The organism is Natrinema soli (assembly GCF_028618695.1).
This window is the reverse complement of record NZ_JAQIVI010000025.1, coordinates 1-13,405: the sequence shown is the minus strand read 5'-3', so window position 1 is coordinate 13,405 and position 13,405 is coordinate 1. Positions and strand designations below refer to the sequence as shown.

The 13,405-nt window shown below is 63.8% G+C and carries 8 protein-coding genes and 2 pseudogenes; 4 read left to right on the top strand and 6 right to left on the bottom strand.

Annotation, left to right across the window (positions count from 1 at the left end; all coding sequences use genetic code 11):
• Together PGX04_RS01995 and ahbB are read left to right on the top strand one after the other, a co-directional pair.
• Window positions 1–200, top strand: a pseudogene (locus tag PGX04_RS01995) (iron-containing alcohol dehydrogenase); the annotation flags it as partial.
• A 503-nt stretch (window positions 201–703) separates the two neighbouring features.
• The gene (gene ahbB, locus PGX04_RS01990; RefSeq protein ID WP_273736988.1) at window positions 704–1,744 is read left to right on the top strand and encodes a siroheme decarboxylase subunit beta; all 1,041 of its coding nucleotides are present in this window, start codon (window positions 704–706) and stop codon (window positions 1,742–1,744) included.
• A gap of 49 nt (window positions 1,745–1,793) precedes the next feature.
• Here ahbB and PGX04_RS01985 read toward each other — a convergent pair whose 3' ends face one another.
• The 4 genes from PGX04_RS01985 to PGX04_RS01970 form a co-directional block, all read right to left on the bottom strand.
• Window positions 1,794–1,997, bottom strand: coding sequence for a helix-turn-helix transcriptional regulator (locus PGX04_RS01985; protein ID WP_273736987.1), 204 nt, complete (start codon window positions 1,995–1,997; stop codon window positions 1,794–1,796).
• Window positions 1,998–2,024: 27 nt separating this feature from the next.
• Window positions 2,025–2,687, bottom strand: a complete 663-nt coding sequence (locus PGX04_RS01980; protein ID WP_273736986.1) for a hypothetical protein — start codon at window positions 2,685–2,687, stop codon at window positions 2,025–2,027.
• A gap of 224 nt (window positions 2,688–2,911) precedes the next feature.
• Window positions 2,912–5,992, bottom strand: a complete 3,081-nt coding sequence (locus PGX04_RS01975) for an FAD-binding and (Fe-S)-binding domain-containing protein (protein ID WP_273736985.1) — start codon at window positions 5,990–5,992, stop codon at window positions 2,912–2,914.
• 223 nt (window positions 5,993–6,215) lie between these two features.
• Window positions 6,216–7,103, bottom strand: coding sequence for a 3-hydroxyacyl-CoA dehydrogenase family protein (locus PGX04_RS01970; RefSeq protein WP_273736984.1), 888 nt, complete (start codon window positions 7,101–7,103; stop codon window positions 6,216–6,218).
• Window positions 7,104–7,344: 241 nt separating this feature from the next.
• Here PGX04_RS01970 and PGX04_RS01965 point away from each other — a divergent pair, with 241 nt between their 5' ends.
• Both PGX04_RS01965 and PGX04_RS34320 read left to right on the top strand, forming a co-directional pair.
• On the top strand, window positions 7,345–8,487 hold the full coding sequence (locus tag PGX04_RS01965) for a thiolase family protein (RefSeq protein ID WP_273736983.1): 1,143 nt from the start codon (window positions 7,345–7,347) through the stop codon (window positions 8,485–8,487).
• 287 nt (window positions 8,488–8,774) lie between these two features.
• Window positions 8,775–10,175, top strand: a pseudogene (locus PGX04_RS34320) (RNA-guided endonuclease TnpB family protein).
• A 79-nt stretch (window positions 10,176–10,254) separates the two neighbouring features.
• On the opposite strand, the gene PGX04_RS01955 reads toward PGX04_RS34320, so the two are convergent.
• Window positions 10,255–11,394: an acyl-CoA dehydrogenase family protein gene (locus PGX04_RS01955; RefSeq protein WP_273736981.1), complete on the bottom strand. Its 1,140-nt coding sequence runs from the start codon at window positions 11,392–11,394 to the stop codon at window positions 10,255–10,257.
• A gap of 193 nt (window positions 11,395–11,587) precedes the next feature.
• Window positions 11,588–13,198, bottom strand: coding sequence for a long-chain-fatty-acid--CoA ligase (locus tag PGX04_RS01950; RefSeq protein ID WP_273736980.1), 1,611 nt, complete (start codon window positions 13,196–13,198; stop codon window positions 11,588–11,590).
• Window positions 13,199–13,405: the final 207 nt, after the last annotated feature.

Sequence of the window (13,405 nt, the reverse complement as noted above, 5' to 3'; positions counted from 1 at the left end):
CGGCCGACCGCGCCGCGGCCGCGGTCGAAGCGCTGTGTGACGACATCGGAATCCCCTCCGGGCTCGCCGAACTCGGCGTCGAGCGCGACGACGTTTCGCGGCTCGCCGAAAAGACCGAGGAGATCCAGCGACTGTTGGTCGGCAACCCCCGCCGCGCCACCACCGAAGACCTCGAGACGATCTTCGAGAACGCGCTGTGAACGCATTCGTCCCGCTCCAGCATCGGGGTCTGGCGGTCACAGTTGGTTCCGATTCGACGGCATCGATTCGACCGATTAGAACGTGCTACTATCGACTCACAGCTCACGATCCCTGACGTGGCAATCGGTCAAAGATACCAGATAAACTAATATCATTCTACAATCTCATATCGCTCTCCTTCGAACCGTAGTCGATAACCAATGGCTTTGTCAAATTGTCGTTTATCAGGAAATACATGCAACTCAAACGGCTATATGGGGAATAAAATAGTAGAATATACGCATATAATTCCATCTATTGCGAGTGAGTTGCCCGGTGTGTTCTCTACTGGTGACGGTAGTAGATCAACATGATATCAATCATGTTCCATATAGTAGCAGATAGTATATATTATGCTGCCAGTCCACGATTAATGACTTCGCGGATCACCGCTCGGTCGGACTGTGACCGGGAGCTATCGAGACCCGAAAACGATACGGTCCCCTTCTCCCTAGGGAAACCAATGAGTAGCCTGTCGGGGGACTGGCGCGAGGCCATCGACGACGTGGACGCGGCGCTGATCGACGGGTATCAGAGCGGCTTTCCGATCGAAGCGCGCCCGTTCCGCCGCGTCGCCGCCGACCTCGGGATCGAGGAATCGGCGGCGGTCGACCGTATCCGCACACTCCGGGAGGCGGGAATCGTCCGCCGGTTCGGGGCCGTCCTCAACCCGCCCGTGATCGGTTCGTCGACGCTCGCCGCGGTGCGGGCACCCGCGGACCGCTTCGACGAGGTCGCGACCGTCATCAACGAGTATCGACAGGTCAACCACAACTACGCCCGCGATCACGAGTGGAACATGTGGTTCGTCGTCACCGCCGGGTCGCGCGAGGCCCGCGACGAGATCCTCGCCGATATCGAGGCACGAACCGGCTGTGACGTGCTGAACCTGCCGATGCTGACCGACTACTACATCGACCTCGAGTTTCCCGTCGTCAATAGCGATCGGTTCGCGCGCGAATCACTGGCGCGGCGCACCGACTCCTCGGCCACCCGGATCAGCGAGGAGGCCACGGGCGATCTCTCCGCGATCGAGGCCGAACTCCTCCTCGAGATCCAGGACGGGTTCCCGCTGTCGGCGACGCCGTATCGCGATATCGCCGGAACGGTCGGATACGCCGTCGAGGACGTGCTCGCGGCTATCGAACGCCTGCTCGAGAGCGGGTGTCTCAAGCGGATCGGTTGCGTGATCAACCACGTCGTGACGGGGTTCGACGCCAACTGCATGGTCGTCTGGGACGTCCCCGACGACGACCTCGACGAGTGGGGCGAGCGCGCGGGCGAACTCTCCTACGTGACGCTCTGTTACCACCGACCGCGCCGGCCCGAGCAGGAGTGGCCGTACAACCTGTTCACGATGATCCACGGTCGCGACCCCGAGGCCGTCGACGCGAAGATCGACGAACTCGCCGCCGACTACCTCCCCGTCGATCACGAGCGGCTCTACTCGACCGAGACGCTGAAACAGACGGGGGCGCGCTACGACGAGCTGGTCGGACTCTAAACGGCACCGCTGGTCGTGCGGAGACGGACTCGAGGAGCGATGTCGATCCTCAGGGATCGTCCAGTTCCGGGTGGAAGAGATCCTCGACGGCGCAGTCGAACCGACGAGCGAGCTTAAACGCCAGCTCCAGCGACGGATCGTACTTCGAGTTCTCGATCGCGTAGATCGTCTGACGGCTCACACCGACCGAATCGGCGAGTTCCTGCTGGGTGAGCCCGCGTTCCGTGCGTTTGTCCCGGAGGTCGTTCTCCATCCCTTGCTCGGACGTCGGACGCCGGTATCAAATACGCTGGCGTATCTCCGTCGCGCCGAGGACGGTCAGTACCGTGACGACGGCGATCGCAGCGAGGACGTCGATCTCCCGTGGCACGGTTCCGCCACTGATCGCGTACCAGCCGTATAGGCCCACGATCGAGCCGAGGAGGACGGCTCCCGTGACGACCAATGAGAGATCTAAGTTTCGAACGTCGCGTTCGTCAACGACGCCGCCCGCACCGCGGCGCGTCCGTCCGTAGTAGACGCCGTTGAAGATCACGACGAATACCGTCGGATGGATGAGGAGCGATCCGAGCGACGGATCGGCGGGCACGCTGCCGATTACGACCTCGAGCGCGGGACCGGCCAGTGCCGGGATCAGAAACAACAACAGGCTGTACTGCAGGGGGAGAAACGACCCTGTCGGTACGTCGCTCGAGTCAGCCGCGTCGGACTCTGTTCGATCTTTTCCGACGAACTCCCGCTCGAGGATCCCTCGGAGATCGACGAAAGCACCGATGAACCCGCAGACGACCATCACGCCCACGGCACCGATGTAGCCCCAGACCGTAATCGTCTCGAGGACGAACTCGATCGCCACGAACCCGGCGGCGATAACGATTCCACTGGCAATCGCTGCGACGAGGACGAGGAGCGCACCGTAGGCCCTGAGCGGGGTGTTGGGCATACGCGACAGTTGTTGGTCCCTCCACATAAATGTAAAGAAAACTTGTCACCGCGCCCGAAGACGCCGACTCGATACGTTCCGCCCAATCGGCACCGACGGGACTACCGGGTCCGGTGGCCTACGCGTCGAACTCCCATCGAGCCGCATCCGTCGGGAACTCGCTCCACGTGAAGACGACCGCCGGCCGAACGGCGAAAAACGGCGTGCCGTGCGGGGTGTCGTACTTACCGTCGGTCGAGCGCTTCGGCCACGACTTCGATCGGCGTCGGCGGCTCCTTGGTCGCGCCGGGTCTGTTCTCGAGCTGGGTCCGACAGGAGGCGCCGGGAGCGACGACGCGGTCACCACCGCTCTCGTCGACCTGCTCGTACAGGATCGAGGCGATGGCGTCGCTCATCGAGGCGTGTTCGGACTCGTAGCCGAAACTGCCGGCCATGCCGCAACAGCCCGAATCGAGCGGATCGACGGCGTAGCCCGCCCGTCGGAGCACGCCGACGGCGTGGTGGTCCTTCGCGACGGACTTCTGGTGGCAGTGGCCGTGGTAGACGAGGTCTCGAGTCGTCGCACGCTCGTCGAAATCGATTTCCTCGTCCAGCCGGAACGCATCGACGTACTCGCAGACGCCGTAGGTGGCGTTCGCGAGCGTCTCGGCGGCCTTGGTGGAGAGCAGATCGAGGTAGTCCCCCTGGAACATGACCGCGTCGGAGGGCTCGATGACGACCACGTCCCAGCCGTCCGCGACTCGCGGGGCGAGCGCGTTCACGTTCTCGCGGGCGGCGTCTTCCGCCTTCTCGAGGAATCCCTTCGAAAACGCCGGTCGACCCGTATCGCCGAGGTCGTCGGGGACGGCGACGTGGACGCCCGCGGCCTCGAGCACCCGAACGGCCGCCTTGCCGGCCTCGGGGTGGCTGTAGTTAGTGTAGGTGTCGGGGTAGAGGACGACTTTGCGGGTGGCGTCGGCCTCGCGAACGCGAGCGCCGCCTCGCTCATCAAACCAGTCCCGGAACGTCTCCGCGTGGAACGTCGGCAGCGGCCGGTCCGAATCGATTCCGACGGCCACCTCGAGCGCCTTGCGCGCGCCCGGGAGCTTCGGCAGGGCGTTCGACAGCGGCGCGAATCTGCTCCCCCACTTCGAGAGCGTCGACACGTTGGCGAAGAGCCGATCCCGGAGACTCGCGCCGTTGCGCTGGTGGTACTCGTGGGTGACTTCGGCCTTGAGCTTCGCCATGTCGACCTCGCTCGGACAGTCGATGGCACAGCCCTTGCAGCCGATACAGAGCCCCATTACCTCCTCGACGAACTCGTCTGAAACGGCTTCCTCGGGCTCGAGGTCGCCGCTCATTGCCTGTCGAAGCGCGTTCGCGCGACCTCTGGTCGCCGTAATCTCCTCCCGACTCGCCCGATAGGTCGGACACATCACGCCGCCCGTCGTCGACTGCTCGCCGCGACAGCCGCCGCAGCCGTGACAGAGCTCGACCATCCCCTGCATGCCGTTGTCGGTCTCCCACTCGAGCGCGGGCTCGAAGCCCGTCTCGAACTCGTAGTCGGGGTCGAACCGCAGGTTCTCCCGCAGATCCGTCGGATTCTCCTCGCGGAATACGACCTGTCCCGGATTGAGGATCCAGTCGGGATCGAACGCCGTCTTGAGGTCCTGAAAGGTCGCCCAGAGTTCGTGGCCGTAGCGCTTCTGATTCCACTGGGTGCGGGCGCGGCCGTCGCCGTGTTCGCCCGAGACCGACCCCCCCAGCTCGACCACGAGGTCCGTCACGCCGTCCGCGATTCCGTGGAGCTGCTCGAGGCCCACTTCGGTCTTCGTGTTCACGAGCGGCCGGACGTGGAGCACGCCGGGGCCGGCGTGGGCGTAGAAACTGGCGTAGGTGTCGTGTTCCTCGAGAACCTCCTCGAAGCGCTCGACGAACTCCGGCAGCTTCGCCGGCGGGATCGCCGTGTCCTCGATGAAGGAGATGTGCTTCTCGTCGGTCGTCCGCGAGAGCAAAATCGGGAGCCCGGACTTGCGGAGCTTCCAGAGCGTGGCGCGCTCAGCGTCGTCGTAGGCCTCGAGCGTCTCGATCGCGAGGATATCGCCGTCGCTGTTCGGCGCGTCAGCGGCCGGTTCCCCGGCGGGCGTCGCCGACGGGATGCGGTCGGCGAGCAGGCCCGCGACCTGCTCCCTGCCGTGGTCTTCGTTCTCGGCGTAGAACTCGACGAGCAGGACGGCGTTCGTCCCCTCGGGGAGCATCTCGGTGACCGGGCCGAACTCGGCGGTGTCGCGCGCGAGATCGATCAACACGTCGTCGAGCACCTCGACCGCGGCGGGGTCGTGTGCGAGGATCGGTTCGACGTCCCGCATCGCCTCGTGGAGGTCGGGATAGCAGAGCAGCGAGACCGCCTTCGTCTCGGGGATCGGCTCGAGCGAGACGGTCGCCTCGGTGACGACCGCCAACGTGCCCTCGCTGCCGGCCAGCAGCCGCGCGAGGTTGACGGTGCCCGCTTCGCCGGTGTCCTCACCGCCCGGTAGTTCCTCCCCTCGCGCCTCCGCAACCAACCGGTCGAGGTTGTAGCCCGAGACGTTGCGCTTGAGGTCGGGATAGGTCTCCTCGATCAGGTCGGCCTCTTCCTCGAGGATCCGCTCGACTTCGGCGTAGATCCGGGATTCGAGGTCGCCGTCGGGATCGGCTCGCTCGCCGATCTCCTCGAGCGTCACCTCGCCGAAACGGGTGACGGTGCCGTCGGCGAGGACGGCCTCGACCTCCTCGATGTAGGCGTCGGTCTTGCCGTACTGCAGCGAGTGCGAGCCGGTCGAGTTGTTGCCGATCGCGCCGCCGATGGCGCTCTTGTCGCCCCACGCGGGGTCCGGGGCGAATTTGAGACCGTGTGGTTCGAGGGTCTCGTTCACCGTCCCGAGGATCGTCCCGGGCTGGACCGTCGCGGTGCGGCCCTCGGGATCGATCGCGAGGATCTCGTTCATGTACCGCGTGAAATCCAGGACGACGGCCCGGTTGACCGTCTGGCCGGCGAGGCTCGTCCCGCCGCCTCGCGGGAGCGCGGGAATCTCCCGTTCAGCGCAGTACTCGAGGATGCCCGCGACGTCGGCCGTCGACTCCGGAAAGGCGACGGCGATCGGCGTCAGCTCGTAGGCGCTCGCGTCGGTCGCGTACAGTTCGCGAGAATAGGAGTCAGCCCGGACCTCGCAGTCGACGAGTTCCTCGAGGTCCGCGACCAGGGCCGGACGATCGACGTCGTCGCTCCGATAGTCGTAGTTCGCTCGCCCGTCGGCGGCCGGGTCAGCGCTCGGCTCGAGAGACATACGTCACCCTTGCTCAGGGGCGGCTAAAAGTACCCGCATTAGCGACGATTCGACCGGGTCTTGATCGCGATCCGGCGTCGCAGCTGGCTCGGTCACCGCCGATCGTCCGTCGTCTCGAACGGCACCCCACCAGTGGAGGGCCCGTAACAAGCACTGCCCCACTAGTTCAGGGTGGAATCGGTCCGCTATCGCTCGCTACCGATCTCGGTCGGCGCCGACATCCTCACTCGTCGCCGCCCCACTCGCCGCTCATGCCGACGCGTTCGCCGTCCTCCCAGACGTAGTAGCCCTCGCCGCTTTTCTTGCCGAGGTTGCCCGCCCGGACCTTCCGGCGCAGGGACTGGGGCGGCTTGAACCGCTCGCCGAGCTCCTCGCGGAGGTGTTCCGCGATGTGCAGGCGCACGTCCAGCCCGACGTGATCGGTCAGCTCGAGGGGCCCCATCGGGTGGCCGTATCCGATCTCCATCCCTTCGTCGATATCGGCCGGGCTGGCGACCCCCTGCTCGACCATCCGGATCGCCTCGAGCCCCAGCGCGAGGCCGAGTCGCGAGGTGGCGAAGCCGGCCGTGTCGCGGACGACGACGTCCTCCTTCTCGATACCCTGCACGTAGTCGATAGCGAACTTCTCCGTGCGCTCGTCCGTCTGTTCGGCGACGATGATCTCGACCAGATCCATGATGTGGGGCGGGTTGAAGAAGTGCAGCCCGACCGCACGCTCGGGGTGCTCGAGCGCGCTGGCCATCTCCGTGACCGACAGCGAGGAGGTGTTCGAGGCGATGACCGTCTCCTCGCCAGCGGCGTCTTCGACGTCCGAGAAGACCTCCTTCTTCAGGTCCATCTCCTCGGGGACCGCCTCGACGACGAGGTCGGCGTCCGCGACGGCTTCCTCGAGGTCGGTCGTCCCCTCGATGCGTTCGAGGGCCGCGTCCATCTCCTCCTCGGTGAGCTTGTCCCGGTCGACGCCGCCCTGGAGGTTGGTTCGGATCCCCTCGAGGCCGTTCTCGACGAACTCCGCCTCGATGTCTCGGAGGATCACGTCGTGGCCCGCCATCGCGGAGACCTGTGCGATTCCGTGTCCCATACTGCCGGCTCCGAGAACCGTGACTTGCATACGTGAAGCCACTGGGGAAACTATCAAAAGCGTTCCCTTTCGAACAAACCGCTCGAACCGGACGAATACGGTGGCGATCCGCGGGCCGCTGCGCAGCAGTCGGAACAGTCCACGTGGCGTATCCGCGCTGTGCTGGACACGAGTCCAGTCCCTCGTCGGCCGCTAACTAAACCACCGATGCACGGTCGAATGACGAAGAACGGAGCTACTTTGGGTTCGGAGCGAGAGTCACACAGTACCAATGAGCGATCGGCAGCCAGTTATCGTGCAGGCGGTCCGGACGCCACAGGGGAAACACGGCGGCGTGTACGCCGAAACGGGCAGCGAGGAGCTCTCGGTACCGCTCGTCGATACGATGCTCGAGCGAACGGGACTCTCGGGCGAGGACGTCGACGATATCCGGTGGGGGTGTGCCAAGCAGGTCAACGAACAGAGCAACAATATCTCACGCGTCATCGCCCTCCTCTCCGAGCTCGGCGAGGGAGTCCCGGGCACCACCATCGACCGCCTCTGTGCCTCCTCGGCGGAGGCGATCATGAGCGCCAGCGACGCGATCCGAGCGGGCCAGCGCGAGGTCATCGTCGCGGGCGGCGTCGAGAACATGTCCCGCAACGAGCGCCGGAAGGGGATCGACTCCTACGCCGGCATCGCCGAGCAGTACGACGCGGCCGGCCTCGCGATGGGCCAGACGGCCGAGAAGGTCGCACGGAAGTACGACATCTCCCGCGAGGAACAGGACGCGTACGGTGCCCGGAGCCAGCAGCGCGCGGTCGAGGCGACCGAAGCCGGCAGGTTCGACGACGAGATCGTTCCGATCGAGATCGAGGACGGGATCGTCACCGAGGACGAGGGGCTCCGCCCCGGCACGACGACGGAAACGATCGCCGGCCTGCCGCCCGCCTTCGAGGAAGAGGGCACCGTCACCGCCGCAAACGCCTCGCAGGTCTCCGACGGCGCTGCCGGGGTCCTGATCACGAGCGAGGAGTTCGCCGAGGAGCGCGGCCTCGAGATCATGGCGGAAATCGAGGATCACAACGTCGCCGGCGTCGATCCCACGGTGATGGGTATCGGCCCGGTGCCCGCGGTGGAGGGCATCTGGGAGCGCAACGGCCGCTCGGCAGCGGACTACGACCTCGTGGAACTCAACGAGGCCTTCGCGAGCCAGACGATCTACTGCCGGGACGAACTCGGCTTCGACGACGACCGGTTCAACGTCAACGGCGGCGCGATCGCCATCGGCCACCCGCTGGGTGCCTCGGGCGCACGGCTTCCCGTCACGCTGCTCCACGAACTGCAGCGCCGGGGCGGCGGTCTCGGCCTCTCGACGATGTGCGTCGGCTACGGGCAGGGCGCGGCCGTCGAGTTTCGGGTCCCGGAACCGTAGCGACAGACGGTCCGGTTTTCGAACGACGGTCCCGCTCGACTCTCCGTTTTCTCGGGCTCTCCAGTGATGTCCAACTCGAGAACGGACTGCAGGCTGGTCGTCATCGCCGTCCGATTGAATGCCCGAAAAACTGGTTGCGGATCGGATATGGATCCGACTTATATGGAAGATAGGGGAAAGCCCACGGCTTTGGCCGTGGGATGAATCCGTTACTTCTGAAGGCAACCACGACCTGTAGCCTGCCTGTGATCCTAATATTTATAAGATAACATTGCGGCATTTTATGTGTGAGCGACCGACCACAACGTACCAACGAGTATACTGCTACACCCGCTACCGAACGGTATCGGCAGTGTTTGTTCGAGTGGTTGGCAGCTCACGCCCCCTTGTGGAACCAAATCACCTACCGACGCCGCCAAGAATACTTCCGGGAGGACGGCGATGTCTGGGACGCTGAGTACACCGATTTATACGACGAGTATGCGCCCATACTTGGTAAAGCAACCTGCCAGCAAGTCGCCCGGAAAAACAGTGACGCATGGCGGAGCCACTTCCGCTTGCTCGACAAACACTACGACGACTCAGACTCCGCCGTGACGGAGAAACCATCTCCACCCGGATACTGGGGTAATCGTAATGAAGGATACCAACTACATGATCTCGTCCGGAACGACTTGTAGAAGTTCGACTGGGGTGAAGACGAGAGTACGCTTGAATTCGGCATCGGTGACGCCCTCAAAGAGAAGTACGACTTCGAGTACCAAGAACGCGTCACGTTAGAAGTCCGTGGTGACCCACAGTGGAACGGTGACGACGCACGGTTGGAACTTATCTACGACGAAGCTGCTGACACGCTTCGTGTCAAGCATCCGGTTCGCATACGGCCAGACAAGATTCAAGAACAGCAATTGGATGCCTATACTCATACACTTGACCCCGAGAACACGACACACTCAGCAGCCATCGACGTAGGTGCAAACAACACACTCGCCATCGTCACCACCACACAAGAAACCGCAGTATACCATGCTCGCCCAGAGTATGACCGCTTCCACGGCTTGTCCGAGTTGATAGCCGAGTTGCAATCGAAACTCCCTGAAGATCAGGACACGAGTAAGCGCATTCAACGCGTGTATGATGAGCGGGGAGAGAAACGCGACCACAGTCGGGACGCCGCGGTGAAACACGTCGTGGACTGGCTCTTAGAACAGAATGTGAACACTGTGTACGTGGGCGACCTGACCAATGTGTTGGACACGCATTGGTCGGCGGACGTGAACGAAAAGACGCACGCGTTCTGGTCGTACCGCCAACTTATCGATCGCGTTGAACTCACGCTGGGAGACGTTGGCATCACCGTCGAACACGTGAGTGAATGTAATTCGAGTAGCGAGTGTCCCGAGTGCAAGAGCAATAACGTGACTCGAGATGGTGATTCATTCCGCTGTCACGACTGCGAGCTAGACGCACACAGTGATGTCGTAGGAGCGTGGAACCTGCTGCAATCAGAAGTGGGGCCGATGGCGCGGCCCGCTGCCCTCTCTGCTGAACGCGAGAGGGACGCACCCGATAACGGTGCGTACTGGGAGTGGAATGGTCACGACTGGATACCTGCGAGTTTCGGGGAACAGTCGAGACCGGTAGACCAAACCAGTGTCGGCGAACCCGCAAGTTCACAGCCGGGGTAATCTGCTGGCCGGATTACCCACGGAGGAATCCTACGGCTTCAGCCGTGTGGAGGACGTCAAAGGATCTGGTCGGCGAACGTCAAAGGATCTGGTCGGCGATGATGTTCTTCTGGATCTCGCTGGTGCCCTCGTAGATCTTCGTGATGCGGGCGTCGCGGTAGTAGCGCTCGGCGGGGTAGTCCGTCACGTAGCCCGAGCCGCCGTGGACCTGAATGCCCTCGTCGGCGACTTCGACCGAGATCTCGCTCGCGAAGTACTTCGCCATGCTCGAGTACTGCGCGGCGACGTCCTGATTGTTCTGCTCGACCTGGGTCGCCGCGCGATACGTCAGCGAGCGGGCGGCCTCGACCTTGGTGGCCATCTCGGCGATCTTGTGCTGGATGGCCTGGAACTCGGAGATCTTCTGGTCGAACTGCTCGCGCTGGTTGGCGTACTCGATGGCGGCGTCGAGCGCGCCCTGGGCAGCGCCGACGGCCTGAGCGGCGACGTTGGCACGACCGGCGGCGAAGAACTCCATCAGCTGGTAGAAGCCCTTGTCGACCTCGCCGATGACGTTCTCCTCGGGAATACGGACGTCGTCGATAATGACCTCCGCGAGGTCGGAGGCGCGGATACCGAGTTTGTTGTCGATCTTGTCGGTCGTGATGCCGTCCCAGTCCATCTCGACGAGGAAGGCGGTGATGCCCTTGTGGCCCTCGTCGGGGCTCGTCTTGGCCATGAGGACGCCGATGTCGGCGACGGTCCCGTTGGTGATCCACATCTTGTTGCCGTTGGCGACGTACTCGTCGCCGTCCTTTTCGGCGACCGTCTCGATGCCGGCGACGTTCGAGCCGTGTGCGGGCTCGGAGATCATCGACACCGACGCGATCTCGCCGTCGGCGATCTTGGGCAACCACTCCTCTTTCATCCACTCGTCACCGAACTCCATGATCATGTTCGAGCCGAACCCGGCGCTGCCGATCGCGGAGCCGATCCCCGGATCCGCGCGCCAGAGTTCCTCGGTGACGATCGTCGAGGAGATCTTGTCCATCCCGGCACCGCCGTACTCGAGCGGGATGCTCGGCGCGACGAAGTCGTACTCGGCGGCCTTCCGGCGGAGGTTCTCGGGGTACTTGCCCTCTCGGTCGTGTTCCTCGGCGACGGGTTCGATCTCGTTTTCACCGAACTCGCGGACGGCCTCGCGGATCGCTTCGTGCTCAGCGGATAGCTGGAATGCCATAGTAGTTCGGTTGTTGTCGTCTTACAAAGTAGCTTCGGATATGCACGAAATTTGTTTTTGTTAACTCGGTAGTTGGATCACTGGTCGTGGTGGAAACGAGAACGATTGTCGGGCGTCGACTCGAGCGCAGTCCGTCTCGAGATCGAGCGCTCGTTCGTTCACGATCGAGTGCGACCCCGCTCGAGGGAGCCGATCAGTCCTCGTCGCGGAGTTCGAACTTCTGGACCTTGCCGGTCGTCGTCCGCGGGAGTTCCTCGACGAACCGCACCTCGCGGGGGTGTTTGTACGCCGCGAGGTTGGTCAGACAGTACTGCTTGATGTCCTCGGGCGTGGCCTCCGCGTCGGGCGTCGGCACGATGAACGCCTCGACGGTCTCGCCGCGGCGCTCGTCCGGCACCCCGACGACGGCGGCGTCGGCGACGTCCTCGTGTTCGAAGAGCAACTCCTCGACTTCGCGCGGGTAGACGTTGTAGCCGCCCGTGACGATCATGTGCTTCTCCCGGTCGACGACGTAGAAGAAGTTATCCTCGTCCCAGTAGCCGATATCGCCGGTGTGGAACCAGCGTTTGCCGTCCTCGTACGTAAATGCCTCCTCGTTGGCCTCCGGCAGCCCGTAGTACTCCTTCATCACGTTTGGGCCGTGGATGACCAGTTCGCCCGTGATATCGTGAAGGTCGGCCTCCTCCTCGTCGATCGGCCCCTCTTCGACGCGCGGGACCTCGTCGAACTCCTCGTCTTCGGGCGGCGACGAGCCGCCCGAATGGTCAGCGGAACTTCGTTCCGCGCTATTGACGATCTTCGCCTCGACGCCCTCGAGGGGCTGACCGATGCTCCCCTTCCGGCGGTTCTCGTTCGTGTTCGCGTGCGTGACCGGGCTCGTCTCGGTCAGGCCGTAGCCCTCGTTGAGCTGGACGCCCCAGAGCTCCTCGAACCGGTCGAGGACCTCCATCGGCAGACTCGAGCCGCCGGAGTTGGCGAAGCGCAGCGCCTCGAACTCGTACTCGGCGGCGTCGGGCTGGTTGATCATGTCGTTGAACATCGCGGGAACGGCGAATATGATCGAGATCTCGTCGTTCTCGAGTTGCTGCATCACCGTCGGCGCGTCCCACTCGGGGACGGGATAGTAGGTGCCGCCGCTGTACATCGCGCCGTTCATGACGACGGACATGCCGTAGATGTGGAACAGCGGGAGCGTGCCGATGAGTCGGTCGGAGGCCTGGAAGCCGCCCGGCGGGACGCCGGCGTTGGCTCGCGTCGTAAATGCCAGGTTGTGGTGGGTCAGCAGGACCCCCTTCGGCGTGCCGGTCGTCCCCGACGTGTAAGGTTGGACCGCGACGTCGTCGTCCGCGCGGTCGACGATTCCCGTGGTGTCGTCCGCGAGGAAATCGTCGAACTCGGTGGCTCCCTCGACGTCCGCACCCACGCTGATCACCTGTTCGACCTCGGTGTCGTCCTGTACCTCGAGGACGTTCGGGACGAGATCGGCCAGTGCAACGACCGCTTTGGCCCCGCTGTCGCCGAGCATGTGGCTGATCTCTCGGGCCTTATACTGCGGATTCATCGGGACGATGATCCCGCCGGCACGCAGGGTGCCGTAGAAGGCCGTGACGAACTGCGGCAGGTTCGGCAGATAAATTCCGACGCGGTCGCCCTCGCCGATCCCGCGGTCCTCGAGGGCCTGCGCGAACCGGCCGGCTCGCTCCCAGAACTCCTCGTAGGTCAGTTCCGTCCCCTCATACGCGATCGCGGCCGAGTCCGGATGTTCCTCGACGGTCTCGGCGACGTCCGCCACGAGATTTGTCATACCCTGCGTACGGTTGTCAGTGGGACTCAAAAGGATTGTTACTCGCCAGCGCGATGTACTTCGGTTGCTCGAGAAATGGATTGCAACGCCCCGTCGTCGGGGGCGTCGTCAGTCCAGCGTCGCGTCGACGCCGGAGTCGGTGCCGGTATCGCCCGGCAAGTCGTAGCCGACGATGAAGCGGGCGTGCAACAGCGTCGCGACGATGGC